Genomic DNA, 25,859 nt, shown 5'->3' on the forward strand with positions numbered 1-25,859 from the left:
ACAAGACATTCCCCACAAGGGTGAAGATTTGGATCATCAATAACATGAATATTCTCATGGGTAAGGATGAACTTGTGCACTATCGCAAGGGCATCCTTTTTTCGTACGATAAATGCAGATCAAGTCCACCGGCTGATGCGTGGATGGAATATGGAGGCGAAAAACGTATGAACGTGCTGGAGATCAAAGGGCTCACGAAGAAGTTTGGGGATTTCATAGCGGTAGACCAGCTGTCGTTGAACATACGGGAAGGCGAGATTTTCGGCTTCCTGGGCGCGAACGGAGCAGGCAAGAGCACAACCATCAATATCATATCGTCGCTCATGCCCATGACCAAGGGAGAGGTTTATGTCCTGGGCAAGAATCTGACGAAGCATCGAAAGTTCGCGAAGCAGCAGATCGGCATGGTTCCGCAGGAGGTTGCGATTTATGAGGATCTGACCGCATATGAGAATGTTCATTTTTTTGCCGGATTGTATGGACTGAGAGGATCGGAGCTTAGGAGCAGGACCGAAGAGGCGCTTACCTTCGTCGGACTTAGCGACAAACATAAGGTGTACCCGAAAAGCTTCTCCGGCGGCATGAAGAGACGACTGAATATCGCTTGCGCGATTGCCCACAGACCGAAGCTGATCATCATGGATGAGCCGACCGTCGGCATCGATCCCCAATCGAGGAACTATATCCTAAACTCGGTTAGGAAGCTGAACGAGATGGGCAGCACGATCCTGTACACGAGCCATTATATGGAGGAAGTGGAGGAACTCTGCACCCGGATTGCCATTATCGACCACGGCAAGATCATAGCGGAGGGCACGAAGGCACAGCTGAAGGCCATTATTACGGACCAGAAGGATATCGGGATCGAAGTGCAAACGGCCGCCCATCTTGAAGCGAACAAGTTGAAGGAGGTCGCGGGCGTCAAATCGGTTGAAGTGAAGGAGAATATCGTGCACATCAGCTCCGACGCAGGGGTCAATAACCTGAATAAAATCATTCAGCAATTCATGGCGCAAGGCATTGAAATTCGTTCCGTTCAAGCGTCCGAGCCGAATTTGGAAACGGTGTTCCTGACGCTGACCGGCCGGAGCCTTCGGGATTAGCTGATTTAGGAAGAGGGAGGTGGAAGTACATGAACGTGCTGAGAATCGCGCTGAAGGAGATGAAGATCGTCCGGGAGCCACAGATGCTGGTATTTATGCTGGCAACCCCGGTGCTGCTCATTCTGATCCTAGGGACGGCGCTTTCGAATGCTTTTAACGGCAGTACCACGATTGGAGACATTCGGGTGCTATACCATAACAATGGAGCAGAACCCGCGCTTACGGAGCAATGGCAGGCATTCATGCAGGAGGCGGAGCGCTCATCGGGCATGGCCTTTGAGCAGATCGAGGAAGGCATGGACGGAGGGCGTGAAGTGAGAAACAACCGGTACACCGGTTACGTGGAAATAGACGGCCAAGGCATCCGATATGAGGGGAACAGCCGCAACAGTATGGAGAACGGGATTGTGCAAGGGATGCTGTCCGCCTTTGCCGACCGGTATCGGCTGTCAGCGGAAGCCGCGAAGATCGATCCGGAATATGAGAGCAAGCCGCTTGTTCATAATGGAGGGAGCTATGTGCTGGAGTCTTCCATTCAGGGAGCGAGGCAGCCGGGTTCGCTTGATTATTTTTCGATTGCGGTTACCACGATGATCATCCTGTACAGCGCCTTGACGGCAGGCGGACTCATCGATAGTGAGCGAAAGCGAAACACCGCACAGCGCCTATTGGCTTCACCGGTGACGAAAGCCGAGATTTTTGCCGGAAAAATAACGGGCACGCTCGCAATCAATGCCGTATTTGTCATCATCGTCGTGCTGATCAGCAAATATATGTTCAATGCCTACTGGGGGGAGAACCCCATCATGGTATTCCTGGTGTTGTTCACCGAGATCCTGTTTGCGCTCAGCCTCGGGCTCGGCATCAGTTACGTGCTGAAGGGAAATGCAGCCGGAGCTGTCATCATGGTCATTATTCAACTGGCTGCGTTCTTTGGCGGAGGGTATACGCCGGTTGCAAGCACAACGGGATTCATGAAGGAGGCCGCAACGTATTCTCCCATGCATTGGTCCAATGAAGCTCTGCTGCAGCTCATTTATTCAGGCAGTGGGTCGGCAGCCATGCATGCGATGATGCTGAATATCGGTTTTTCCATCCTGCTGCTGGCGGTAGCCATGATTTCGATGCGAAGAAGGGAGGGGCTGTAATGTCGAAGGATATGCTCTGGCTCATTCGAAAGACGATATTGACCTCGTTGAAGGATTATAAAAATCTGCTGCTCGTTATTGCGCTTCCTATTGTCGGCATTCTGCTATCCACCTTAATCTACAAGGGCTCCGGCGATACCTCCGTTACCATTGGCATCGTGAATCACGATATTGAACAGAAGGTCACGCAAGATACGATCGATTTTGTTGCTCAATTGGAGCATACCGAGGCATCGGTCATTAGGGAATCGGAAGCGGATGACTTGGTTGTGTCGGGTGAGCTGGATGCGGTGCTGATCTTCCCCGAAGGGTTTGCGAAAGGCGTAATTCAGGGGACACCCGAGCCGGTCCGGATCGAGTCGATTAAGGGCGCTCAGGTTACGGGGTATGTCAAATCGTATCTGAACGCGTACGTCCAGAATATTTCATCCTTGGGGGTTATAGCGGGTGGCGACGCCGCCGCGTTTAACGAATTATACAGCGGTTACCGCAGTTCTAAGTTTCAATTGTCCACGACTATGGTTGCGGATCAATCGGCCAATCATGATATGACCAACCGGACGATCGGTTACTTGGTTGTGTTCATGTTATTCTCCGCCGTGAATCTATCGGCATTGACGATCCGGGATCGCGAGAACCGTACGTACTATAGACTCTTATCGTCGCCTATTACGGCCCGCAGTTACGTCTTCTCGAATGCCATCGTGAACATCGTTCTGATGATGATCCAGATTGCGGCCACCTTGTTCGTCATGACCCGGTTCTTTCATATCGAGCCAGGCATTCCATTATGGCAGATGTTTCTGATTCTGTCGCTGTTCGCTCTGGTCGCGGTTAGTTTATCGCAGGTCATTGTCGCGTTCTCGGACAGCACCATGATGGCTAACGGAATCCAGACGATGGTGATCATGCCGACATCGCTGCTGGCGGGGTGTGTATTCCCGCTCTCCGTGATGCCCGAAGCGATTCAGCGAATCGCCGATTTCCTGCCGCAGTATTGGCTGCTCGATACGTTCGGCAAGCTTCAGCAAGGAAGCGGCCTGACCGACGTGATTCTGAACGTGGCGATTCTGCTGGCTTTTGCCTTGGCCTTATCGCTGATTGCAACCTACAAGTTCGCAAGAAATAGAGATACGCAGAGCTATATTTAAATTTAATGGCAGGGTCTCCTTGTACTGCACATAGGATGGCCGGCTATAAGCGATCAGGGGCTTGCTTGAACAGCAAGACTCCTTTTTTCATTAGTCTAGAACCCGTTCTTCCGTCGAAAAATCTATTGGAAAAAATGAACAAAGCTATTCCATCTGGAGTTACTCCATGGTTTACAATGAGTTCAAGATACAGGATCTGGTTGAAACGTTGAACGATCGGGGGATGGTAAATGTTAGGTAAAGCGCGAAGTGCCTTGCGGCAAGCCTTTCGCTTCACTGCTACCGGACTGACTCTAGGGGAGAAATGGCGTCTGGCTCTTCCTGGTCCGATCCTGTCAGTCGGAGGAGTGCTCATCCACAATGTGTTCTTGAAGTATTACACGGATATCATCGGTCTCAGTCCGAAGTATGTCGCTTGGGTGTACATTATCTATAACATCTGGAACGCGATTAACGACCCGGTGCTTGGCGTATGGATCGACCGAATGAGGCATCGAGCGCAGCGTGGGAAATACGTCTATATCATGAGAGTGACGGTGCCGTTCATGATCGTTTCCTCCTTCCTCATGATGCTGTCTAATCCGGCATGGGATCAGTGGTTGATCTTTCTGCTGTATACCGCGTTGTTATTTATTTACGACACGGCTGCAACCGCTTACAGTATAGCCTATCAATCGTTTATGCTGATCGCGGCTCCAACCAAGGAGGAACGCATCGATGTTGGTGTGATCCAGAACTACTTATCCCAGGGGATGTCATTTCTGATCACCTTGATTCCGACGCTGCTCCTCGTCGGGGACGGAAAGCAGGAGGTGATCATCCCGATCTTCTCTGCCGTAATCGTGGCGGAAGCGATATTCTTCACCTGGGCCCTGAGGGGACTGAGAGAAGATGCGTTAATGTACGAATCACTGGATAAGCAGCATATCGATACAAAAGAGGTTTACAAAGAAGCCTGGCAGATCATCAAGTCCAGACCTTTCCTCACCTTCGTTATATTTTCCATTGTCACCGGCCCCGTGTTTTTCTACTTTACGCCGTTTCTCTACTACATGGACAGCGTAGTGCAATCAACGGGTATCGAAGCTACCGTCATCGATGTGAGTACGCATGTGATCGCGCTCCTGTTCTTGCCGGTCATGGGATCTATCGTCAAGAAAAATGGAACGAAGAAGAGTGTATACCTGGGGACCATCTTTGTGGTGCTCGGATACGGCGGGATCTTTCTCGCTGACGGCATATGGACCGCGGCCGCATCCTACGTTCTGATTGTCTTCACTGTGAACTATCTTCGAACGGCAATATCTCCGGTCGGGGCGCTGCTCATCGACGAGAATGAGCGCACGACCGGCGTGCGGAAAACCGGGCTGTTCAACGGATTGTTCTCGTTATTCACGGTCGCCTTCTCCAGCCTGCAGACGGTTATCTTCATTAATGTGATCGGGGCATACGGATATGACGGTCTTGCGGCGGAACAGTCCGAGTCCGCCATGCTCGGCATTCGGGTAGCAACCGGCTTGATTCCATTAGCCGCTTTTCTCCTCGGATTAATTCCGCTGGCGTTGTATCCTTTTGATAAGAAAAAAGAGGATGACATCTCCGCGTTCAGCAATAATGCCAGAAGAGGGGGGGTGAAGATGTGAAGGAACCGGCGTTAAATTTGAATTTTACGATTGGCGAAGTGTCCAAAATTCTGGATATCCCGATCGATACCTTGCGTTATTACGATAAGATCGGACTGCTTCATTCCCGCAATCGGGACGCCAACAAGTACCGCTATTATGATCTTGAGCAGTTCGATTCACTTATCACGATTCGAATGCTGCGGGCAATGGATGTGTCGATCGAGCGAATCCAAGCGCTGCTCCGGGACAACAGCCTAAACGCTATGCGCAGGCTGCTCTCCGACAAGCGTCAAGACATCGATCGCCAGCGGACTTATTTGAAACACCTGTCTCACAAGCTGGAAGTGCTTAATGTTCAGCTGCAACGGTTCGATAACACGGAGGTCATTGAGCTTGTACTAAGCCACCCGTGCTGGGTGCTCCTTACCGATTCAATCATGGAGAGCGGTGATCAGGGACTCGGGAGCAAAGTGCAGCAACAGATACGCCGAATCAATGCCAAGGAATGGCTTGCATTCTGCCATACCATATCGATTGTGTCCCAAGATAACCTTAACGCAGGCCGTTATCACAATTACCTGTACAATGGCATTCTGTCCACCCTCCCGATGGAGGATGACTCTTCCGTCTTTCAGAGACTGGAGCCTCGCTACTGTGCCAGAAAATGCGTGATTATCGGCAGGGACGACTACGCCAAGATGGACCATCACTATGATCAGATGAAAGCTTTCATTCGCAATCGCGGACTAACGATCGCAGGCCATTCTCTTGAAGTCAATCTCTATAACCAGTACGACAATCATTACATTGAAATTTACATTCCGGTAGAAGAACGGTAGGGGGAAGCAGACATGAAAAAAATAGTGGTCGACGGACAACGATTCTTGAATGAAGACGGCGCTCAAGTGATCCTGAACGGCATCAATCTCGTATGCAAGGACAAGGCAAAAGGATATGTTGAGCCCTGTGATGCCTCTTTGTTCGCCTGGTTTCGCGAACAAGGCTTTAACGTTATCCGTCTAGGTTTAATATGGGATGGCGTCGAGCCGGAGCCTGGGGTCCACGACGATGCATATCTGAGCAGAATCAAGCAGCAGGTTGTATGGGCTGAGCAGCATGATCTCTATGTTTTTCTGGATATGCATCAGGATTTGTACAGCGTGCACTACGGCGACGGGGCTCCGGCGTGGGCGACCCTCTCCGATGATCTTCCTCATGTTACCGGACATATATGGAGTGACGCCTACCTGGAAAGTCCGGCTGTGAACCGCGCTCTGGATCACTTCTGGCGGAATACGCCCGCTTCCGACGGGATCGGCCTGCAGGATCACTATGCAGCGATGTGGAAGCATGCGGCACAGTTTATGGCTGATTGCCCGAATATTATCGGTTATGACCTGATGAACGAGCCGTACCCCGGAACAAGCGGACAGGAGGTGCTCGGCACCATCATTGCCGCATATGCGGGTCATGTGATGGGAATAGCCGACCCGAACATGGAGCAGCTTGCCGGACTCTGGTTTGACGAGGAAAAGAGGCTGGAGGTTCTTGCCGGGATGGCAGAGATGGATACGTACCGCATACTCGTCGACAGCGCCAGAGAAGCATCGCAAATCTTCGAACGGGAGGTTCTCGCGCCCTTTTTCAACAAGACGGCGGCAGCCATTCGCTCCGTTTCCCCGGACGGATTTTTGATGCTGGAAACGAGCTATTTTTCGAACATGGGGATCGAGTCCGGCTTGCAGCTTGTGCAGGATCCAGCCGGTCAAACCTTACACCATCAGGTGTTCGCACCGCACGGCTATGATCTGGTGGTCGATACGGAGCATTATGACATTTATAATCAGGATCGCGTCGAGCTGATTTTTGCTACCCATCGCAAGGTGCAGGAACGGTTGAACGTGCCGGTCCTGGTCGGGGAATGGGGAGCTTTCTCCCAGCATCCGGCAACCTTTCAGCTTTCCAGGCAGATCATTGCGATATTGGAGCGGTATCTTTGGAGCAATACATACTGGTGCTGGTGCGACGGCTTCAAGGAAGCCCCATATGCCAAGGCGTTGAATCGCGCGTATCCGCAAGCGACAGCCGGCGTGCTCTCAGCATACCGTTATGATCATGATACCGGCAGTTTAAGTATAGATTTCGTTTCATCCGTTGGAGAGACATTGATTTACCATCCCCATCTGGAGTCGATATCCACAAGCGACGTGGCGGTCGCCGGTACGAACGCTTATCAAATCGAGCTGCGTCCTTTCCCGGATTCGAAGAGCGGCATCTTGGCGATCACCGTTCCTGATCAAGGGAATAAGATTACGGTTACGATAGGGAGATGATGTCAAGGGGGCGACAGCGACATGGCAGGCATCTCAATAAACAAGTCGGGAGTCAGAAGAACCATGGGTTATAGCGAGGCAGGACAGACTAAAGCGGTGTAGACGCTTATGTACAACATAAAAAGGCCAGCCGACAAAAATAAGCAGGGCGTCCCTTGTTCTGATTCCCGATAAGGATCAGTAATTCAGGGGACGCCCTCTCGGTTCTTTCAGAACGTGACCAATCCCATCGCTTTCTTGGCGGCAAGCAGTGTCGGGACTGCGGTTTCGGAAGCCCGCTTCGCTCCGTCCTTCAAAATGCGATCAAGCTCGGAGGAATTCACGATTTGATGAAACCTCTCCTGGATCGGTTGAAGTTTTTCGATGACCACTTCGGCTAATTCCTTCTTGAACGTACCATATCCTTGGCCTTCATACCGTTTTTCGATGACGGAGATGGCTTCCTCGGAGAATACGGAATAAATCTCGATCAGATTGCTGACCGCCGGCTTCTGCTCCCAGTCATGCCGGACCTGGCCATCGGAGTCGGTAACGGCCCTGGAGAACTTCTTGCGGATATCCTCCGGCGTATCCATCATGTGGACGCAGCTGTTTTTATTCGGGTTGCTTTTGCTCATCTTCTTGGACGGATCGTCAAGGCCCATGACGCGAGAGCCAATATCCTGAATGATCGGGTCAGGCACCGCAAACGTGCGGCCATACCGGTTGTTGAAGCGCTCGGCCACATCGCGGGTCAGCTCCAGATGCTGCTTCTGGTCGTCGCCGACAGGCACGTGCGTTGCCTGGTAGAGCAGCACATCGGCAGCCATCAGGACCGGATACGTAAACAATGCGGAGCTTACGGTATCCTTTCCGTCCGATTTCTCCTTGAATTGGGTCATGCGCTTTAATTCACCAAAATGCGCCTGCGTCTCCAGCAACCACCCGAGCTCTACATGCGCGGGGACCTGCGATTGCAGAAAGATCGTCGCTTTATCGGGGTCAATGCCCGACGCAATGTACAGCGCGGCAATGTCCCGCGTGCGCTGGTGCAGCTCCATGGGATCCTGATAGACCGTGATCGCATGCAGATCCGGCACGAAGAAATAGGACTCATACTCATGCTGCAGCTTCACATATTGACGGAGGGCACCTCCATATCCGCCAATATTCAAATCTCCGCTCGGCTTGATGCCTGACAATAATCGTTGCATAATAACCACCTCCTGATTGTTTGCGAACAACACAAAAACACCTCATCCCTCTATGGGACGAAGTGTAACTTTCGCGGTACCACCCAAATTCGACTGTACGGTCGCTCTTTAGCATGACGCGGAAATGGGGAAACGCACCATTATTCCTGCCATATCTCCCAAAGTAACGGTGGAGAGCCGTCAAGGCCTACTGCTCCGGCACAGATCGGAGGTTCGGGTTGAAGCGAGAAGATCCATTCACTTATTCCGGAGTACCGGGCCTCGCACCATTCGCCGGTTCGCTTGGACCTCAAGAGATAAGCTACTATTTCTTCTCATAGCCGTGTGGTATGTTGTTCTTAAATTCATCTGTGCAGCTCTGTTCGAATGTGAATAGAGAACAAGATGATTTGATGAGTATCATCACACAGATGTTAGGTGAATGTCAAGAGGGATCGGGGGGTCAGGATGAGCGATAAGGACAGAGCGATTCTTGGGGACGGATTATCCATACTGTCGCAGTGCAGAATGCTAACAGGGGATATTTGGCAGGCTCATTACGGAGCGGCCGCGATCGCGGGTTATTTTTTTGTAAAGGCAAACCATTTGCCCGGGAAGGTCGAGGAGGCCGTTACGGCGGAGAACCAAAGGATGATCGCCAAGTATTTGCAGTCGGGAACGGTGACAGGGGAAAGCTTGAGTGTGAAAAGTGCCGAATCAAGGATTCTTGCAGCCCTTGACGTTACGATTGATGGGCTGCACTGGGTCGGGCACAATGTGATCTATGCCGCAATAAGCCTGGCTGCACTCCACGAGCTTGGAGGCGGTCTACGGCATGAAGCAGCCGATATCGCGGAATTAATAGCCTCTTTCACGAAGACGATTCCGGGAAGGTCCTGGATCGGATATTCTGCTGCCGAGGTCAAACGGTTGACCCTGGATGAACTTGACGGGATATCGGAAATAACGGACGGCGATCAGCTGTCGGCCTTCATTTTAAACGAGCTGGCCTCTTATTCGGTGATCTACCGCGCAGAAGCCCATCATGACTTGATGGGGCATATGCTGACGTACTCGCATGCCTTAAACATTTTGTACGATCTTGGCCATCATGATTATTTCCACAGAGGCTTGCCGGGTCTGCTCAAAATCGTGAAGGTGCTCCGTGCCAGCAGCCAGCTGGATCCTGCAGAGCCGATCCGAATCGTGTCTCCGGTGGATCGGCTGCCACTCGTGGAGGCTCCAAGATCGGCTTGGCTGCCGCACCAGCCGGAGTACTGGGCGGGTATCGACGGGGCTGTCATCGATTGGGACTTCGGCCATCTGTTTAAATTCCCGTTCAGTTTCTACCATCATTGGAACCGTGTTTCGGAGACTCCGGCGAAGGCCATGGAGAATTTTCGATATATTATCCATCCGGTGCAGACGATCATTTCCTGAAGAGAGGTAACCTTTATCATTTAGATCGGCACTTAAGGGATAGAGACACCGAGAAGAGGTGAAGTGAGCGTGATCCAGTGGATTGAGGAAGCCCGGAGGGGCAGTGCGGATGCTCAGGAAAGCTTGGTCCGGCATTTTTCCGGCATGGCGCTGGCCGTGGCCTACGATAAGCTGCAGGATTCCCATTTGGCGGAGGACGCCGTGCAGGAGGCTTTTACGGAGGCCTTTGCGAATCTGCATAAGCTGCAGGATCCCAGGCGTTTCCCCGGATGGTTCAAGGTGATCGTGGAGCGGCAGTGTTACAGAGACTTGCGCCGCAAGCAATTGCAGACGTTTCCGCTGCATGAGATAGAATTGCCGATGGGAGATCAGCGAAGCTTGGAGTCGGTCGTGGAAAAGAGAGAGCTGATCGGTCAGCTGCATGCCACGATCGCGGACTTGCCACCCGGCATGAGGATTGCGGTCCAGCTCTATTATTTTCAAGGCTACAGCCTGCGTGAGATTTCGCAATATTTGGACATTTCCTTGCCGGCTTTGAAAAAACGGCTTTTTGATGCCCGGCGGAAGCTGAAGAACACGCTGCACGTAGCCGACTTTGTATCGGTGTTCACCGATCTGTATGAGGGAGGAAAGCGCATGCTGCATATCGTTAACGGGGATTCGGTAGGGGATAAGCTGAAGCAAGGGAACATTCAAGGAGATATCCTGGTGTGGAGGGAGCTATATTCGTTTGGTCCGGTCTTCACGAAGATGGACGAGCCGGATCATCGGAGAACAAGAGCTCAGTATTTGGAGCAAACGCTGGGGATTCCGCAGAAGGAATATATCGGGACCTGCCAGTCGCAGGAGAGGAAGCTCCAGGATTTTCGAAAATATGACGAAGTTGTGCTCTGGTTTGAGCATGACCTGTTTGACCAGACCATACTGGCCTACTTGCTGCATTGGTTTAAGGAACAGTCACTGGGGAATACGAGGCTGAGTCTGCTATGCATTGGCGCATACCCGGGCATCGAGCTTTTTCGCGGGCTGGGGCAGCTTAGCGCAGAGCAGCTCGAGACTTTGTCGGGCACATGGCATGCGATTGGAGACGAAGAGCTTATGCTGGGCAGCATGTTGTGGGAAGCCTATACCTCGGATCTGCCGGAGAAACATCAGCGCATGCTGGAGGTGGATTCCTCGGCGCTGCCTTTTGCGAAGGATGCATTCGAGGCCCATCTGGCACGGCTGCCCTCTGTGAGCCATGGACTTGGGATCATCGAGCAGACGACGTTAGAGGCTGTAGCGGGCGGAATCCATACGCCGTACGAGTTATTTCGCAATGTAGGTGACCGGCTTCATACACTCGGAATGGGAGACCTGGAATTCTGGTATTACCTGGCGAAGATGACGGAGGGATCGGATTCCTTGCTGGTTATCGATGGCACAGCTTCGTTTCCTGACTTCAAACTGGCTGTACCCCATTTTCAAGAGCGGGTGCTGCAAGTGACGAGTTTGGGGCATGAGGTGCTGGCCGGTAAGACCGACTATGCCTGCGCCGCAACGATCGATAAATGGGTAGGAGGCTTGCAGGTAAGGGGGAAGGATCCGTCATGGCGCTGGAACCCGGAGCGGAAGTCGGTTGTGCGGATAGCTGAAGCCGATTAACCGAAGACATAGGAAAAGAGCGATATTGAGCAGAGTGACGAATCCGATTAACAGTAGAATACAGCAAAAGAGCTATCCTTTCTGGCGTTAATGCCAAGCAAGGATAGCTCTTTTCATAGTTACAGATGAGAGCCGCCGGTTGCATCGACCATCTGTCCCGTGACCCAGCGCCCGTCACTTGATGACAGAAACGCTACGACGTCCGCAATATCCGACGGCTGACCGATTCGGCCAAGCGCTGACATCTCTGCGGCATGCTGCTGCCCTTCCGGAGTATGAAGCCATGCAGCATTCACGTCCGTATCCACGATGCCCGGAAGAACCGCATTCACCGTGATCCCGCGTGGACCCAGCAGCTTGGCGAGGTGCAAGGTGAACGTATTGATGGCTCCCTTGGTGATGTTGTAAGCCATAATATGCGGATAGGCGATACGCGTCACACCGGAGGAGATGTTGACGATGCGCCCGCCGTCACGCAGGAGCGGCAGAGCCTGTTGGACCAGAAAGAACGGTGCTTTTACATTAACGGCAAGCAGCTCGTCGAAGCTCTCCTCGGTCGTCTCTTCAAAGGTCTTTGAGGTTCCGATGCCTGCGTTATTCACCAGAATATCAAAATGCTGGTCCCCCGTTACATGCAGCAGCTCCTCCTTCAGCGAATGGATAAGCCCCTTGGCTCCATCTACCGATTCCAGCCCAGCACCTAAGGCGATGGCTCGCCCGCCTTGAACCTGTATGGTCTGCACAACCTCATCCGCAGCATCCCGGCGGTTTCCGTAATGAACAACGACCAGTGCCCCTTCTTCCGCCAACCGAAGCGCGATTCCTTTACCGATTCCTCGGCTTCCGCCTGTAACCAATGCAACTTTGTTTTCCAATCGTTTCATGAAACTCCACTCCTCTTGTTTGATTTAAAGCTACTGTACACTCTCCGGTTAGGGGGAGAGTCAAGAGGTTGATTTAGAATTTTTCGAGAGTTATTCATGAACAACAAAGACATGGCGATAACTGCTGCTGCAAGTACGGATGGAGGCGATGGAGGTTGGGCAGAGGCCCGCTCCGACAGCCTATCACGATAAGGATGGGTTACAACGCGTTGCCTTGTAAGGGGATAAGCAATTCCGCGGGGCGCTTCTTGCCATAGATATCTTTATCCGAGGTGAGATAGATTTCGCGGATCGGCTCCCGATCCGATTGAACAAGGCATTGGGACGAAATCCATGCTTTGAGCTCGGGTGCAACGGGACAGCTATAACCGTACGGATCACAACGATGTACAAAAGATGCGGCGGATTGAAGCATCGGCAGGTAGTCCACACGAACACGGCCATTAACAGGTATGTCCCTGGTTATGGGGATTGCGACTTCGATGTCGGCGATGTCGGCATTCTCGCTGCCGTGATCATGCCAAAGGATGGTTAATTGGCTAGCTTCCTCTTCTCCATAAGAGGTCGCATATTTGGTAATCTCATCAAGCAAGAGACATAGCTGGCTGCGGGGGACTTGGTCGCGAATCGATGCGGCGAGCTGGGATGGGACTTCCCGAATACGGATGAAGCCTGCCGGATCACCGGCTTCCGATGGCTCCAAGCGCGACATTCTGCTGTTCACCTCATCCAGCTGCAGCTGGAGGGTCTGCATCGCATGTCGAAGCTCCGTCATTTTATCCGCAAGTTTGTTCTTTACGGCATCGTTTCCTATATCCTTTTCAAAAAAATCCTTGAGCTGTTCCAAGGTAAACCCCTGTTCCTTGTAGGCGGCAATCCGCTTGACGGTCAGAAGCTGCTCCTCGGAATAGTAACGGTATCCGCTTTGCTCATCAACATGGGCCGGCCTTAACAGGCCCAGCTCATCATAATAACGCAATGTTTTGATGGAAATGCCGCTGACCTTGGCAAAAACGCTGATCTTCATCATACCGTTTGCTACCTCCTTTACGATTCGGTCTCTCGTGGATAACGATATCATATCCCGCTCTCCTGCCTACGTAAAGAACGCAACTCGCCGGATCAGAAGGAACAACTCGGTCCCAAGACCGAGTCTGTTTTCATCCCGGGGCGGGAATTCAGTTCGGTCGGATTATCGTACAATGTGTTCAAAGAAGATTCGTGATTCCCCCTTAATAGCAAGAAAGGAGATAAGGCTGATGAACGGAACGCATGAGGATCGTCAGGCGATCCTGAGATTATTCGATTCGCTGTCCAGGGCGTGGGGAGAAGGGAATGGCCGGGCTTATGCGGAATGCTTTACCGATGATGCGGATTACGTGACGTTTAGCGGACAGCACTTGAAGGGTCGCCAAGAGATTGATGAGGTTCATCAGAAGCTGTGGGACGGGGTGCTCCGCGACTCCAAACTGGTAGCGGGACCGACCCCGACGCAGCTGCGTTTCCTGACCCCGGAGCTTGCGATAGCCCAGGCTACGGGAGCGGTGCAGCTCAGATTCCATAAGAAGCCGCCCACCGGCCGCTTCTCCATTAATACCAACGTGCTGGTCAAAGTGAACGGAGAGTGGAAGATATCGGCATTTCATAACTGCCGGATTCAGAAGCCAGGCTGGATTCAGCGGATGATGATGCGTTCGAATTCAAAATCCAGCTGACATAAAGATGTGGAGGATGAGCCTTTGAAGAAGGGTGCGCTGATCGGAAAAGGCAGGAGTGCAGAGGTCTATGAATGGGGAGAGTCTCAGGCACTAAAGCTGTATTATGAAGGGTATCGCCCGGAATGGGTGACGTATGAGGCGGAGATGGGCCGCATCGTTGCGGAAGCGGGGGTTCCCGCCCCTTCCGTCTTTGACATGGTGGATATTGAAGGACGTACGGGGCTGGTGTATGAACGGATTACGGGCCCTTCGATGCTGCGTCAGGTTCAATCGGCACCGTTTCAGCTAACGAAGTGCGCCCGGGATATGGCGCAGCTCCAACATGCGACGCACAGCTGCACGACCAGCCTGCTGCCGCCGCAAAAAGAAAAGCTGGAACACGCGATTCTTGATGCAAGCGGCATCCTGCAAGAAAAAGCGCAGGCCATATGCAAGGTGCTGGATTCATTTCCGGAAGGCGATTCCATCTGCCATGGCGACTTTCACCCGGACAATGTGATCGTCGCGGAGAACGGATGCCGGGCGATCGACTGGAACAATGCCCATGTGGGTAACCCGCTATGCGACGTCGCCAGGACATCGCTCATGTTCCAATCGCCGTTTAACCCGGTCGATCAGCCGGGCATCCTGGTGCTTCCGCTTCGGATGGCCCGCATGCTGTGGAATAGAGTATACCTGAACGAGTACTGCCGATTATCCCGTGCGAAGCTGGAGGATATCGACCGGTGGATGCTGCCCGTAGCGGCGGCCAGGCTGAGAGAGGATGTTCCCGGGGAAAGAGATTGGCTGCTCGGGCTGATTGAAGACCGGCTCCGTGCTTATGCTTAATGAAATTCCTGCGGAGGGAGAGCGGCTTCCATAATATAGGGCAAGTTCCCCGGTCGCCGCATCCGGATTTACATGCCTGTCTTCGCATGATATACGGAGAATGAGGTTCCCGTCCGGTAATAGGGGTAGCTCATATCCGTCTGGACCCGTTCCGCCGTCGCTGCATCGGTTAGCCTTTCGAGCACATATAAGCCGAGATCAATGGACGATGACACTCCGCTCCCCGTAAAGAGATGGCCGTCCTGTACAATGCGTGCTTGAACAACTTCCTTGCAGTAGGGTGTCAACAGCTCGTAAGCCGAAGCGTTGGTGGTAGCCCGCTTTCCCTCCAGCAAGCCGGCCGCGCCCAGAAGCAGCGATCCGGTGCAGACGGATACGAGATGCTTGGCTTCCCGGGCGGTCTGCAGCCAAGTCAGCACATCGGGGTCGCACCTCAGCTCCCTCGTGGTAAAGCCGCCAGGCACGAAGACCAGATCGTATTCCGAAAGATCCGGTTTGACCCGGGATACGACATACGCCAATCCGCGATCATCGGTAATTTGCGTGCTCAGCGCGCAATAATCCCAGGATATATCCGCTTCGGGACGGATGCGGGCAAGCCGGGTCATGACTTCGGTGAAGCCGATCAGGTCCAGGGCCGTCATGCCATGGAATAGAATGAAAGCCATTTTCATCAAAAACACCTGCCTATAGTGATTTTTTTAAGCTGGCGCCGCCCGGCTGACCTGGAACGGAACGCCTTCGATTCAGCGCGCGATGAATCCGGTAATAGCCCATGGCCGACAGAGCGCTGAAAATCAGGTTGATCCCGATCAGCGCTTGGTAGCTGTTCGTAAGGTCATACAGGAATCCGCCTGAGAAGGAGCCGAGAACGGCGCCCGCCTGATGGAAAATAAGCAGCGTTCCGGCCTGCAATCCAACGGAGCGATGGCCCATGGCTTCGCCGGCTACCAGAATACCGCCCGGAATGGCTCCTAAATAGCTGGCTCCGAAGATGATCGAGAAGAGGATCGGAGAGGCGCTGAAGTGCAGATACAGCACCATAAAGGCCACGATTCGAAAAACGTACAGGAAGGACAAGGCCAAACTCCTCGACATCCGGTCCAGGAGGAAGGCAAACAGCAGTCCGCCTGTCAGCTCAAGCAAACCGAGAATACTCAGTGAGGACGTGAACATTACCGAACTGATCTGATGATGGCGATGGATGGCCATCAGGTGCATTTCAACCGTTCCCATGCTGAAGCCGCATGTGAACAAAGCGAAGACCACCAGAAGCACGGTGCGGCTGGTTACCATCTCCTTGGCGATCGGGAGGATCCGTGGCCTCCCAGCCGATGGGGGCGATTCAGCAGCGGAGGGGTCGGCCTCGTGCTCTTCGCGCTTTCGTTCTTTCATGATAAGCAGGGTGAGCGGTATGGATACAAGCGTGATCCATAAGGTGAACGTGAATGCCGTTGTCCAATCGAGCCAGTCCCGGTTGCTTACAAATAGAGGCGTCAGAATGGCCAGGCCGAGCGAGCTCGCGCTGGTCATGATCATGAGTGCCTTCGCTTTATGGCGGCTGAACCAGCTTGTGACCACGACATAACCTGTACTTGCAGCCATGCCGGAAAGGCCGGAAAGCAGCCCGAGCCCCAGGAAGAATCCCGCCGGATGACGAAACGTAAGCACGGTCAGCATGGACATCACGCCAAACAGGGCGTTCAGGAGCATCATTTTTTTGGGACCGTATCGATCGGTCAACCATCCGCCGAGCGGAGAACAGATGGCGGCAACGGCAATGTTAACGGACCAGGTGAAGCTGATAAAGGTGAGGTCGACGCTTAAATCCCTTGCCATTTCGTGCTGGTAATAAGACATGACAAACCGGCTGATGGCCGCCGCAAACCCTAGCATCCATAGAAATATGAGAATGACCCATGCATAACCCCGGTCTCTTTTCATCGCAACCCCGTCAGCCCCTCTCCCAAGTCTTTACTTCCGCTATGTCATGCAATAAGCTAATTTTAATCATGGAATCGGAAATGAACAGGACAATTTAGAGCAACTGTATCAATACAGGGGGAGAAGCGGGATGGACACGAAGCACGAACAAATTGTTGCCCATATGATCCGCGAAGTGGAGAGGGGGCATATCCGATCAGGTCATAAGCTGCCATCGGTCAGAGCCTTGGCCAAAATGTTCTCCTGCAGTCCCAATACGGTCGTTCGTGCGTATCAGACCTTGGAGCGCGATGATGTCATCTACCCGGTCCCCAAGAGCGGTTACTATCTCGTGGAGGGGAGGGGCTCAGCCTCTGCGCGGACGGAAAGCGGGCCGATTGATTTCGCCTCAACGACGCCCCGGGGCGATTTTTTGCCGTTTCAGGAGATGGAGCACTGCCTGCGCAAGGCGATTTCCTTATACAAGGAGGAGCTGTTCGGTTACACCGATCCACAGGGGATTTTTTCGTTAAGGAACGAACTGAGCAGGTATTTTCACGCGCAGCAAATGTTCGCTAAACCTGATCAAATCGCTGTGGTGACCGGGGCTCAGCAGGCCTTCTCGATCCTGACGCGCATGCCTTTCCCGAGTGAGGAGGGACGGGCGGTCCTGGTGGAGCAGCCGACGTATTTCGGTTTCTTGGCGGCGGCGCGCGTTGCAGGCTGTCCGGTGATCGGCATCCATCGGGATGAGCATGGTATCGACCTGGAGGTACTGGAGTCTTATTTTCGTAGCGGACAGATCAAGCTGTTCTACACGGTGCCGCGATTCCTCAACCCGTTAGGCACCTCGTATTCGCTGGAGCAGAAGAGGCGTATCGCGGATCTCGCCCGGCAGTATGATGTCTATATCGTGGAGGACGATTATCTGGCGGACCTGGAGGAGGATTCGAAGGCGGACCCGTTGTACGCACTGGATCAGTCGGACCATGTCATCTATGTCAAAAGCTTCTCGAAGACGATCCTGCCAGGCATTCGGATGGGCGCCGTCCTTCTTCCGGATCGGCTGTTGGATCCGTTTATTAGGCATAAAAACGCCGCAGACATATCGTCGCCGATCCTCTCCCAAGGCACGCTTGAACTTTATATCAAGAGCGGCATGTACAACCGCCATGCAGCCCGCATCCGGGAGCATTACCGGGAGAAGATGCGCTATGCCATCGAGGTATGTGCCCGTGTCTTCGGCAGCGGCATTCACTATACGTGCCCCTCCTCCGGCGTGTTCATCACCCTCCGGCTGCCCCAGTATGTAAAGGCATCCGCACTTCAGGATCGCTTGCTGCAGAGAGGTATCTCGGTTACGAACGTGGATCAACATCTGCTGCCGGAGAATCAGCGCAATGACCGGATTCGGTTATGTATCATCGGGGTGGAGAAACCCCGAATCGAGGCGGGTATGATAGTGATCGAGGAGGAAATACGGCGTTTAGAGCGGCGGATGAGGTAGAAGGAATGACGGATCAAGCTGGGCAGCAGCTTGGGGAGAATACTTGGAAAACCTGCAGCACGGCTGCTTCCGAAATTAAGGATTATCATCGATTCCGTCATCGGGCAAAGACAAACCAACAAACAGGAGACCTATAGGTCTCCTGTTTGTTTGCGAATCGGCACGAGGGTCCAATAGGTTCCGCATCGCCACAACCATTCCAAAGGTCCGTATTGGAACCAACGCATCCACAGTTGGCTGGCTATGATCTGGAATATCACAATACCCAGGGAAACGAGCGAGGACACGACATAAGTCGTCGGTGTGGTGTTCAGCATGAAGCGCTGAATGCCTACCAGAAAGACGGTTTGCCCAATGTAGTTGGTAAGCGCCATGCGCCCGTATGCCTGTAACGGATACAGCATCTTCGCACCTACGCGGGTACGTCCAAGCATTAAGAGAGAGCTTAGATAAAATACGGATACGAGAGGGCCTGTCGCCACCCCGATATGTGCCAGAGTGAAGGCGGCTTCCATGGTTGGCGACGGCGACTCGCCTGCTACCTCGAACAGAAACGATGGCATCGGCTCGGAAGGCGCTACCCGCCACATGATACCGATGACCAAAATCGTTCCTAACAGAGACGGTATCCAAATCATGCGCAACGAGCGTAATCTTAGTCCCTTGTTGATCGCATCGAGTAATCGATATTGGCCAGCAGCTAGACCTAATACGATCAGGAAAGGGATGGTGAGGAGTTTGACGCCCATAACGGCCGCCAGAACAAACCCCGCCGATCCGATGAGAAGGTTAACCCTCCGCGGAGCCCAGTAGAGAGGAACCGTAAGCAGGCCAACAACCGCGTAATAGAATAATGCTTCCCCCGATTGATACTGCTGATGGATGAAGCCGATCAGCACCAGAATCGCTAACCGGCGAATATACAGCCGAAGTCTTGGCTTTCCGCCCGTTGTAGCGCTTCGTGATAGAAACATGTAGAATCCAAGTCCGAACAGAAACGTGAAGATGGTATAAAATCGGGCTTCCACAAAAAAGTTAAGTCCTCGCTGAAGCCAATAATCAGCTGCCGTTTCGGGTGTGGCGATGAGCCAGAGTCCCAATACGTTGACAAACGGCAGTCCAAGGAGGGCAAATCCCCTGAATTGGTCCAAAGAGTACAAGCGCGTCTTTTCAAGGGAAGGGCCATACCGAGTCGCGGCGTCGTGTTGTCCTGCATGCATGATCACACCATCATCCTGTTCACGGATTTAATATAACGGGCTCTGGCGATCAGGAAATAAATCATTTGGGCGACTAAGAATGCCGATGAGGCTGCCATTACAGGTCCGTTTACATTCGGGACATCCAGGTAGCCTAGAATCGGGTCGAGCACGACCAAGGACTGCAGGGCTGCAACCAGGATGGGAATAAAGAACAGCACGGCAATCTGAATGGTTGCGGAGATGTTCATCTCTCGCGCGCTGAGTCCGATCTTGGACAGGGAACGGTACATCGCCTGATCGGCCGAAAGCTCCGTATGCAGTTTGAAATACAGGAAGCTTGCGGTTGAGATCGAGAAGATCAGGGCGACAAACACCCCGATAAAGCTGAATAACGAAAATCCCTGTTTATTGACGTAATAGCTCTCCGCCCTGGATTCTATATAGCCTTCGCTGATTGCACTTCCGTTCCACTCCGACAGCTCAAGACCGAGCTTGGTTTCGGGATCATCCTTCTCGGGGAGTCCTTGGGAATCGGGAAGAATAAACGGATACGTATGATTCACACTGATTTCATTTGCTTTGTTCCCGCCCCCCAACTCTTCAAACATGGTGTCCGTAACGACCAGCAATCTGCCGCTATATACCAAAGCCGCAATCCGGTCTGTGCGGTTCTCCAGGATGAAAGAGTAGGGTTGACCGGATAATTCGATATCTGCTTCCGTTAGCTTCCCTTTACTCTTCCTCGCTGCATTCGGGGTTTCCGTCAATAAGGCTTCATTCTCGCCGAGTGTCCCGGCCGGCTCGGTATTCATCATAGCAGCCAAACGGTCGTATTGGGATTGCGGCATGATGTGTAAGGAATCCTCCCCATTCGCTGACAAGCGGTAGTAGATGGTTTCGACCTCCGCCCGTTTATACTCCAGCCCTTCTGTCTGCAGGCGATTGTCAATCAGGGCCAATTCTTCCTGCGCCTTAATCTTGTCGGTATTGTTATAGTAGGTGTAGCTGAGCGCGTACGGGTTATCCAAATATACCGATTTGATCGATTGCTGCATGGCCAGTACGAAACCGGTGCTCATGGAAGCCAGCGCTACCACAACCGTGACCAGAAACAGCATGCGGGCATTATCCTTAATCTTGTAACTCATTTCGGAAATCCACAGCAGGTTTGTTCCTTTCCAGGTGGTCCTGCGACTTCGCTGCAGCATGCGGACAATCCACACGGACAGCTGGGAGTAGAAGAAATACGTGCCCATAATTCCGGTTGCCGCAGCGATTATCAATCCCGCAGGGTCTAACGCTTTGACACGAAGGACGGAAAAGCCGATGGTAAGCAGCACCACGCCTAAGAGGGCCAGGAACAGATTGGCTTTCGGTTCGGTTTTCGGTTTGCTGGTGCCTTTGAGAAGCTCCAGAACTTGATTCTTCCGGATAAATAACAAGGTAAAGAGCGAAATGACGAGAAACAGCGCAGCGAACGCACCTGCGGTCAGCAGCATTGCTTTGACCGGCCAATAGAACGGCAGCTCGTCCATATCGATCACCTTGGTGCTGATGAGCAGGAACACCTTGGATAACAGCATTCCGCTGGCGATGCCCGTTACGATGGCAATGGCGCCAATCAGAATGTTCTCCAGGAAAATCAGCCAATTGATCTGTTTGGCTTCCGCTCCCAGAATCGTCAGAATGCCGAATTCCCGATTTCTCGACTTCAGGAATACGCTGATCGAATACAGCACGAACAAGAAGGCAAACACATAGACGATCACCGTGGCAATTGTCATTCCCGTACGCGTCATCGCGCCCATGGGCGAATTCTCGATGGCCGGATGGTAGATGAATACCGCGTACGTAAAGAAAATCATGACCATGAATGAGCTGCTCAGCAGGTAAGCGAAGTATTGGCGAGCATTCCGCCGGACGTTATTAAACGCGAATTGAGGAAAGCTCACTTGTATTCCCTCCCCAGAACGATAGCGTATCGATGATTTTTTGGAAAAAGGCCTGCCGGTTCTCTCCGCGGTGAATCTCGGCGGCAAGCTTGCCGTCTTTAATAAAAACGATGCGGTTGCAATAGCTTGCGGCCAGGGGATCATGCGTAACCAGCATTAACGTGGTATGATCCCGCTCATTGATCTCGGCGAGCGACTCCATCACGATCCGAGAGGAGTTGGAATCGAGCGCTCCCGTAGGCTCATCCGCAAGCAGCAACAGGGGCGAGCCGATGATCGCCCGGGCAATCGCGGTGCGCTGCCTTTGGCCCCCCGAAATTTCGTACACGCGTTTATTCAGAATTTCGCGGATGCCAAGCCGCGAAGCGGTTTGCTGCAGCAGCGATTCCATGTCCTTGAGCGGACGGCGGTCCAGCGTAAGCGGGAGCACGATATTCTCGGCAACCGTTAGCGTGTCGAGCAGATTGAAATCCTGGAACACGAAGCCGAGCTGCCTCCGGCGGAAGTGGGCAAGCTCGCTTTTTTTCATTTGGTAAGGATTGCTGCCCCCGATCTTGACCTCGCCCGAGCTTGGACGGTCGATGGTGGATACCATGTTCAGCAGGGTGGTTTTGCCGCTGCCGGATGGCCCCATGATGCCGACGAATTCTCCTTCTTTGATGGTGAGATGAATATCGGTAAGAGCTTGTGTCGCCACTTTGCCCGCATATACTTTGTTTAAAGCCTTTACTTCAAGAATATCCATAAATCCATAGGCTCCTTTCTATAACCTTAGTGTAGCCTAACTCTACCGCATTCCGACATGCTCCTGCTATGGATTTAGGTGAAACGGAGCTTACATCTGCCATAAGGTTATGTTCGCATATTCTGTTCGTATCCTGAGATGCCGGCATGAAGTTTAAGCTTAACCGCCCATGAAAATAAGGCACACCTATGAAAAAGATGTGCCTTGGATTGCTGCAGTGCGCAGCGTTAAGATAACGGTGGTTCCCTCACCGAGCGTGGATTCCAGTTCGACGGAATGGTCAAGCTTATGGGCGATTTCACGGACTAGATACAGGCCCATGCCGGTGGATTCATGATATTGCCGGCCGCGCTCGCCGGTGAAGTAGGGATGGAATACCCGGTTGATGTCCTCCGGTGCAATGCCGATCCCCTCATCGCGGATACGAAGTTTGATGTGTTTCCCTGCTTCTTCTGCAGTGAATTGAATCTTCTTGCCGGGGCTGCCGGAGTAGTTCACGGCGTTCGTCAGAATTTGACCCAGCATAAATCGAAACCATTTGGCATCCGTGTAGACGGAGATCCGATCATCGATGCGAAACACCGGGGTAATCCCTTTGCGAATGAATAGCTTTCGATTCTCCACGACGGATTCGCTGACCGCGGCACGGAGTCCGACGGCTTCTACCGCGAAGTCCTGCTCGAACCGGTCCAGGCGTGCAGTATACAGCACCATTTCGAGGCCTTTGCGTATTCGTTCAAGCTCTTCCCGTATATGTTCGGCGGGTGCTTCTTCGACTTCATCGAGCGTTAATTGAATCACCGACAGCGGGGTCTTCATCTGATGAACCCAGCGGTTGACGAAGGCCAGATGCTGGTCGGTTCCGCTTTGATGCCGATGCAGCTGTTCCCGGTATAAGCGTTCATAATGGCTGATCCGCTCGTGGATCGCTTCCGGCAGCGGCGCATCGCCCAGAGGAGGATTGGAGAACTCCTCCGAAAGTTCCTGGCTGGAAAGCTCTTGATACATCGTGCGATGAGAGAGATACCGGTACACCAGATAGACCAGCAGCACGACGCTGCTCAACAGTACCCCGTATAGTACGACAGTAAAGGGTCTGCCTTCACCGGTAAGCCAGTACAGCAGGGGGACAAGCAGCATTTGAACGGCAAAAAACAGCATGAGCGGGAGGTGCTCCCTCAAAAAAAGTTTCATAGGGTCTCCTTGCCTGCCATGAACCGGTAGCCTGCTCCCCGGACGGTTTCGATGAGATCCCCGGCTCCGAGTTCACGAAGCTTGCGGCGAACCCTCGTAATATAAACATTCAACGTATTGTCGTCAATGAAGTGCTGATCTTCCCACATGAGGTCCAAGAGCCGCTCGCGGCTGACCACGCGGCCGTCTTTTTCCATGAGCATCGTCAGCAGGGCAGCTTCCTTCTGGGTTAACTCGGCCGACCGGTCTCCATAGGTCACGAGGAGTCGCTCTGGATACAGGAGGAGACCGGCGCTTTCAACGGTAGGCTCCTCCTCCTGGCCGGAGGCATAGGCGCCGACCGCGCGGCGCAGGTGGCTGCGGACTTTGGCCAGGACAAGCTCCATGTCAAACGGCTTCGTAATATAATCATCGGCCCCGTTTTCGAGCGCCATGATCTGGTCCATGCCGCTGTCGCGTGCCGAGATGAAGATGATCGGGCAGTGGGATTGGGTGCGGATTTGACGGCACCAGTAGAATCCGTCGTATTTCGGCAGATTGACGTCCAGCAGAACCAGATCCGGCTTCGTCTCCGCAAAAATGTCCATCACGCGGTTGAAATCTTCGATGATCCGTACGTTGAAATCATATTTGGAGATCGCTGACCTTAGTTTATCCGCGATTCGTTCATCGTCTTCCACAATCAGAATGGTATACATGTCATCAACTCCTTTAACGCAAAGCAGGGGCTTGCATTCACTATACCACACCCTTCCCGGAGATCCGTAAGCGTATGATAAGTACGGGGCATGAACCCTTGCCCAGGCCCATGCATAAGATGTAGTCACACAAATCCTGCTGCCTGGGAAAGGGCGTGGCTTCATATGGGAATTCATCTAACCGCGATTCACTGGGTTTACCTGGCGTTTATCGTATTGATCATGACGCTGTTGATCCGGCGGCGCGATACGACGCTGGTTTGCATTACCGGAATATTCGCGCTCGGCATTCTGGCAACGGAGACGCTGAGCGGCTCGGTCTCCGGCGTATTTAATTCATTTATCTACGCGACCAAAGAGCTGATGGGCACGATCATGATTATTTCCATTATCGTGGCGATGAGCCGGGTCTTGATCAAGACGGGGATCAACGAGACGATGGTGGCCCCGCTAACCCGTTTTCTCCGTACTCCGGCTATGGCTTACTGGGGCATCGGCATCATCATGATGGTCACCTCCTTTTTCTTCTGGCCGTCACCGGCGGTAGCGTTAATCGGGGCGGTCCTGCTTCCCGTTGCCATCCGGGTCGGCTTGCCTGCCCTGGGAGCAGCCGTGGCGATGAATCTGTTCGGGCACGGCATCGCGCTATCGGGGGATTATATCATTCAAGGCGCGCCTAAATTGACTGCCGATGCAGCCGGATTGCCTGTAGCCAGCGTCATGGCCGCGAGTGTGCCGCTCGTGATCGTGATGGGGCTGGTGACGACCGTGGCGGCATTTTGGATGATGAAGAGAGATCAGCGCAATGGCAGCTGGAGGGATGGATTGGTCTCCATCAAAAGCACGGGAGACGCGCTGACCACGCGAACCGATGAGGATGATACCGTTGCAGCCGTTTCTCCCGGCATGAAAAAATGGCTGGCCATCGCGATCCTGCTCCTGTTCGCGGCAGACGTCGCGGCCATGTTCATCTTGAAGCTGCAAGGCGGAGATGCGACGGCCCTGGTAGGCGGAACAGCCGTCCTGATCCTCGGCGTCATTGCGCTGGTCGCTCATCGCAACCGCGGTTTGGAGAAGGTCACCTCGTATTTGATCGAGGGCTTCATGTTCGGATTTAAGGTGTTCGGTCCCGTCATTCCCATTGCGGCTTTCTTCTATCTGGGGGATGCTGCGTTCAGCGATCTGTTCGGCAAAGTGCTTCCGGAAGCATCCCATGGGATCGTGAACGACCTGGGGGTTGCCCTTGCGAATGCGGTACCGCTGAACGGCGCCGTGGGTTCGGTGACGTTGACTATCACCGGTGCCATTACGGGTCTGGACGGTTCGGGCTTCTCCGGCATATCGCTCGCCGGCTCGATCGCGCAGTTGTTTGCCACGGCCATCGGCTCAGGGGCGGCTACCTTGACCGCGCTCGGCCAGGTTGCCGCCATCTGGGTAGGCGGCGGGACGCTCATTCCATGGGCACTGATTCCGGCCGCAGCCATCTGCGGGGTCAGCCCGTTCGAGCTGGCAAGACGGAATCTGAAGCCGGTGCTGCTAGGCCTTGCCGTGACGACGGTCGTTGCGATGTTTTTGGTGTAAGCCAAGGCAAA

The 25,859-nt window shown here is 53.2% G+C and carries 23 protein-coding genes and 1 other annotated feature; of the genes, 13 read left to right on the top strand and 10 right to left on the bottom strand.

What is annotated here, in order from left to right; genetic code table 11:
- Window positions 1-167 precede the first annotated feature (167 nt).
- The 6 genes from JNUCC32_RS26040 to JNUCC32_RS26065 all read left to right on the top strand — a co-directional run bounded on the left by JNUCC32_RS26040 (window position 168) and on the right by JNUCC32_RS26065 (window position 7,360).
- On the top strand, window positions 168-1,103 hold the full coding sequence (locus tag JNUCC32_RS26040; protein ID WP_192570258.1) for an ABC transporter ATP-binding protein: 936 nt from the start codon (window positions 168-170) through the stop codon (window positions 1,101-1,103).
- 29 nt (window positions 1,104-1,132) lie between these two features.
- Window positions 1,133-2,251, top strand: coding sequence for an ABC transporter permease (locus JNUCC32_RS26045; protein WP_192570259.1), 1,119 nt, complete (start codon window positions 1,133-1,135; stop codon window positions 2,249-2,251).
- Window positions 2,251-3,402, top strand: a complete 1,152-nt coding sequence (locus JNUCC32_RS26050; RefSeq protein WP_096775690.1) for an ABC transporter permease — start codon at window positions 2,251-2,253, stop codon at window positions 3,400-3,402. The genes JNUCC32_RS26045 and JNUCC32_RS26050 overlap by 1 nt, the downstream gene beginning before the upstream one ends.
- A gap of 230 nt (window positions 3,403-3,632) precedes the next feature.
- Entirely contained in the window at window positions 3,633-5,045 is a 1,413-nt protein-coding gene (locus JNUCC32_RS26055; protein WP_228468827.1) for an MFS transporter, read from the top strand.
- A complete protein-coding gene (locus tag JNUCC32_RS26060; RefSeq protein ID WP_192570260.1) occupies window positions 5,042-5,866 on the top strand; it encodes a MerR family DNA-binding transcriptional regulator in 825 nt (274 codons plus the stop codon). The genes JNUCC32_RS26055 and JNUCC32_RS26060 overlap by 4 nt, the downstream gene beginning before the upstream one ends.
- A 12-nt stretch (window positions 5,867-5,878) precedes the next feature.
- A complete protein-coding gene (locus tag JNUCC32_RS26065) occupies window positions 5,879-7,360 on the top strand; it encodes a cellulase family glycosylhydrolase (protein ID WP_192570261.1) in 1,482 nt (493 codons plus the stop codon).
- Window positions 7,361-7,569: 209 nt separating this feature from the next.
- Here JNUCC32_RS26065 and trpS read toward each other — a convergent pair whose 3' ends face one another.
- Complete coding sequence (trpS, locus tag JNUCC32_RS26070; RefSeq protein WP_192570262.1) at window positions 7,570-8,553, bottom strand: tryptophan--tRNA ligase; 984 nt, start codon at window positions 8,551-8,553, stop codon at window positions 7,570-7,572.
- Between the two features lie 50 nt (window positions 8,554-8,603).
- Window positions 8,604-8,880, bottom strand: a binding site (T-box leader).
- 120 nt (window positions 8,881-9,000) lie between these two features.
- Between trpS and JNUCC32_RS26075 the strand changes: the two genes are divergently transcribed.
- On the top strand, window positions 9,001-9,972 hold the full coding sequence (locus JNUCC32_RS26075) for a hypothetical protein (RefSeq protein WP_096775694.1): 972 nt from the start codon (window positions 9,001-9,003) through the stop codon (window positions 9,970-9,972).
- Between the two features lie 63 nt (window positions 9,973-10,035).
- A complete protein-coding gene (locus JNUCC32_RS26080; RefSeq protein ID WP_430623446.1) occupies window positions 10,036-11,616 on the top strand; it encodes a sigma-70 family RNA polymerase sigma factor in 1,581 nt (526 codons plus the stop codon).
- Window positions 11,617-11,735: 119 nt separating this feature from the next.
- Here JNUCC32_RS26080 and JNUCC32_RS26085 read toward each other — a convergent pair whose 3' ends face one another.
- Together JNUCC32_RS26085 and JNUCC32_RS26090 are read right to left on the bottom strand one after the other, a co-directional pair.
- Window positions 11,736-12,500, bottom strand: coding sequence for an SDR family oxidoreductase (locus JNUCC32_RS26085; protein ID WP_192570264.1), 765 nt, complete (start codon window positions 12,498-12,500; stop codon window positions 11,736-11,738).
- A 199-nt stretch (window positions 12,501-12,699) separates the two neighbouring features.
- Window positions 12,700-13,530 (bottom strand): MerR family transcriptional regulator, encoded by an 831-nt coding sequence (locus JNUCC32_RS26090; protein ID WP_228468828.1) that lies wholly within the window; start codon window positions 13,528-13,530, stop codon window positions 12,700-12,702.
- Window positions 13,531-13,759: 229 nt separating this feature from the next.
- Between JNUCC32_RS26090 and JNUCC32_RS26095 the strand changes: the two genes are divergently transcribed.
- Window positions 13,760-14,215, top strand: coding sequence for an SgcJ/EcaC family oxidoreductase (locus tag JNUCC32_RS26095; RefSeq protein WP_192570266.1), 456 nt, complete (start codon window positions 13,760-13,762; stop codon window positions 14,213-14,215).
- Between the two features lie 24 nt (window positions 14,216-14,239).
- The gene (locus JNUCC32_RS26100; RefSeq protein WP_096775698.1) at window positions 14,240-15,046 is read left to right on the top strand and encodes a phosphotransferase family protein; all 807 of its coding nucleotides are present in this window, start codon (window positions 14,240-14,242) and stop codon (window positions 15,044-15,046) included.
- Between the two features lie 68 nt (window positions 15,047-15,114).
- On the opposite strand, the gene JNUCC32_RS26105 is transcribed toward JNUCC32_RS26100, so the two are convergent.
- Both JNUCC32_RS26105 and JNUCC32_RS26110 read right to left on the bottom strand, forming a co-directional pair.
- A complete protein-coding gene (locus JNUCC32_RS26105; RefSeq protein ID WP_192570267.1) occupies window positions 15,115-15,720 on the bottom strand; it encodes a DJ-1/PfpI family protein in 606 nt (201 codons plus the stop codon).
- A 13-nt stretch (window positions 15,721-15,733) separates the two neighbouring features.
- A complete protein-coding gene (locus JNUCC32_RS26110) occupies window positions 15,734-16,990 on the bottom strand; it encodes an MFS transporter (RefSeq protein ID WP_192570268.1) in 1,257 nt (418 codons plus the stop codon).
- Between the two features lie 130 nt (window positions 16,991-17,120).
- Between JNUCC32_RS26110 and JNUCC32_RS26115 the strand changes: the two genes are divergently transcribed.
- Both JNUCC32_RS26115 and JNUCC32_RS31735 read left to right on the top strand, forming a co-directional pair.
- Window positions 17,121-18,476 (top strand): aminotransferase-like domain-containing protein, encoded by a 1,356-nt coding sequence (locus tag JNUCC32_RS26115; protein ID WP_192570269.1) that lies wholly within the window; start codon window positions 17,121-17,123, stop codon window positions 18,474-18,476.
- Between the two features lie 5 nt (window positions 18,477-18,481).
- Window positions 18,482-18,613 (top strand): hypothetical protein, encoded by a 132-nt coding sequence (locus JNUCC32_RS31735; RefSeq protein ID WP_267132922.1) that lies wholly within the window; start codon window positions 18,482-18,484, stop codon window positions 18,611-18,613.
- On the opposite strand, the gene JNUCC32_RS26120 is transcribed toward JNUCC32_RS31735, so the two are convergent.
- The 5 genes from JNUCC32_RS26120 to JNUCC32_RS26140 form a co-directional block, all read right to left on the bottom strand.
- The gene (locus JNUCC32_RS26120) at window positions 18,608-19,696 is read right to left on the bottom strand and encodes a DUF418 domain-containing protein (RefSeq protein ID WP_192570270.1); all 1,089 of its coding nucleotides are present in this window, start codon (window positions 19,694-19,696) and stop codon (window positions 18,608-18,610) included. The two genes, JNUCC32_RS31735 and JNUCC32_RS26120, sit on opposite strands and share 6 nt — an antisense overlap.
- A gap of 2 nt (window positions 19,697-19,698) precedes the next feature.
- Window positions 19,699-21,630 carry an FtsX-like permease family protein gene (locus JNUCC32_RS26125; RefSeq protein WP_192570271.1) on the bottom strand — a complete coding sequence of 644 codons (1,932 nt, stop codon included), beginning with the start codon at window positions 21,628-21,630 and terminating at the stop codon, window positions 19,699-19,701.
- A complete protein-coding gene (locus JNUCC32_RS26130; protein ID WP_192570272.1) occupies window positions 21,605-22,375 on the bottom strand; it encodes an ABC transporter ATP-binding protein in 771 nt (256 codons plus the stop codon). Before JNUCC32_RS26130 ends, JNUCC32_RS26125 begins: the two co-directional genes overlap by 26 nt.
- 186 nt (window positions 22,376-22,561) lie before the next feature.
- A complete protein-coding gene (locus JNUCC32_RS26135; protein ID WP_015737944.1) occupies window positions 22,562-23,569 on the bottom strand; it encodes a sensor histidine kinase in 1,008 nt (335 codons plus the stop codon).
- On the bottom strand, window positions 23,566-24,267 hold the full coding sequence (locus JNUCC32_RS26140) for a response regulator transcription factor (RefSeq protein WP_192570273.1): 702 nt from the start codon (window positions 24,265-24,267) through the stop codon (window positions 23,566-23,568). The genes JNUCC32_RS26135 and JNUCC32_RS26140 overlap by 4 nt, the downstream gene beginning before the upstream one ends.
- Window positions 24,268-24,432: 165 nt before the next feature.
- Between JNUCC32_RS26140 and JNUCC32_RS26145 the strand changes: the two genes are divergently transcribed.
- The gene (locus JNUCC32_RS26145; protein ID WP_015737942.1) at window positions 24,433-25,848 is read left to right on the top strand and encodes a hypothetical protein; all 1,416 of its coding nucleotides are present in this window, start codon (window positions 24,433-24,435) and stop codon (window positions 25,846-25,848) included.
- Window positions 25,849-25,859: the final 11 nt, after the last annotated feature.

It is taken from the genome of Paenibacillus sp. JNUCC32, from assembly GCF_014863545.1.
Lineage (GTDB): Bacteria > Bacillota > Bacilli > Paenibacillales > Paenibacillaceae > Paenibacillus_AQ > Paenibacillus_AQ lautus_A.

Bases quoted from the DNA above. Each gene is read 5' to 3' on its own strand.
- JNUCC32_RS26040 (WP_192570258.1), top strand. From the start codon at position 168: ATGAACGTGCTGGAGATCAAAGGGCTCACGAAGAAGTTTGGGGATTTC.
- JNUCC32_RS26045 (WP_192570259.1), top strand. From the start codon at position 1,133: ATGAACGTGCTGAGAATCGCGCTGAAGGAGATGAAGATCGTCCGGGAG.
- JNUCC32_RS26050 (WP_096775690.1), top strand. From the start codon at position 2,251: ATGTCGAAGGATATGCTCTGGCTCATTCGAAAGACGATATTGACCTCG.
- JNUCC32_RS26055 (WP_228468827.1), top strand. From the start codon at position 3,633: ATGTTAGGTAAAGCGCGAAGTGCCTTGCGGCAAGCCTTTCGCTTCACT.
- JNUCC32_RS26065 (WP_192570261.1), top strand. From the start codon at position 5,879: ATGAAAAAAATAGTGGTCGACGGACAACGATTCTTGAATGAAGACGGC.
- trpS (WP_192570262.1), bottom strand. From the start codon at position 8,553: ATGCAACGATTATTGTCAGGCATCAAGCCGAGCGGAGATTTGAATATT.
- JNUCC32_RS26075 (WP_096775694.1), top strand. From the start codon at position 9,001: ATGAGCGATAAGGACAGAGCGATTCTTGGGGACGGATTATCCATACTG.
- JNUCC32_RS26085 (WP_192570264.1), bottom strand. From the start codon at position 12,500: ATGAAACGATTGGAAAACAAAGTTGCATTGGTTACAGGCGGAAGCCGA.
- JNUCC32_RS26090 (WP_228468828.1), bottom strand. From the start codon at position 13,530: ATGATGAAGATCAGCGTTTTTGCCAAGGTCAGCGGCATTTCCATCAAA.
- JNUCC32_RS26095 (WP_192570266.1), top strand. From the start codon at position 13,760: ATGAACGGAACGCATGAGGATCGTCAGGCGATCCTGAGATTATTCGAT.
- JNUCC32_RS26105 (WP_192570267.1), bottom strand. From the start codon at position 15,720: ATGAAAATGGCTTTCATTCTATTCCATGGCATGACGGCCCTGGACCTG.
- JNUCC32_RS26110 (WP_192570268.1), bottom strand. From the start codon at position 16,990: ATGAAAAGAGACCGGGGTTATGCATGGGTCATTCTCATATTTCTATGG.
- JNUCC32_RS26115 (WP_192570269.1), top strand. From the start codon at position 17,121: ATGGACACGAAGCACGAACAAATTGTTGCCCATATGATCCGCGAAGTG.
- JNUCC32_RS31735 (WP_267132922.1), top strand. From the start codon at position 18,482: ATGACGGATCAAGCTGGGCAGCAGCTTGGGGAGAATACTTGGAAAACC.
- JNUCC32_RS26120 (WP_192570270.1), bottom strand. From the start codon at position 19,696: ATGCATGCAGGACAACACGACGCCGCGACTCGGTATGGCCCTTCCCTT.
- JNUCC32_RS26130 (WP_192570272.1), bottom strand. From the start codon at position 22,375: ATGGATATTCTTGAAGTAAAGGCTTTAAACAAAGTATATGCGGGCAAA.
- JNUCC32_RS26135 (WP_015737944.1), bottom strand. From the start codon at position 23,569: ATGAAACTTTTTTTGAGGGAGCACCTCCCGCTCATGCTGTTTTTTGCC.
- JNUCC32_RS26140 (WP_192570273.1), bottom strand. From the start codon at position 24,267: ATGTATACCATTCTGATTGTGGAAGACGATGAACGAATCGCGGATAAA.
- JNUCC32_RS26145 (WP_015737942.1), top strand. From the start codon at position 24,433: ATGGGAATTCATCTAACCGCGATTCACTGGGTTTACCTGGCGTTTATC.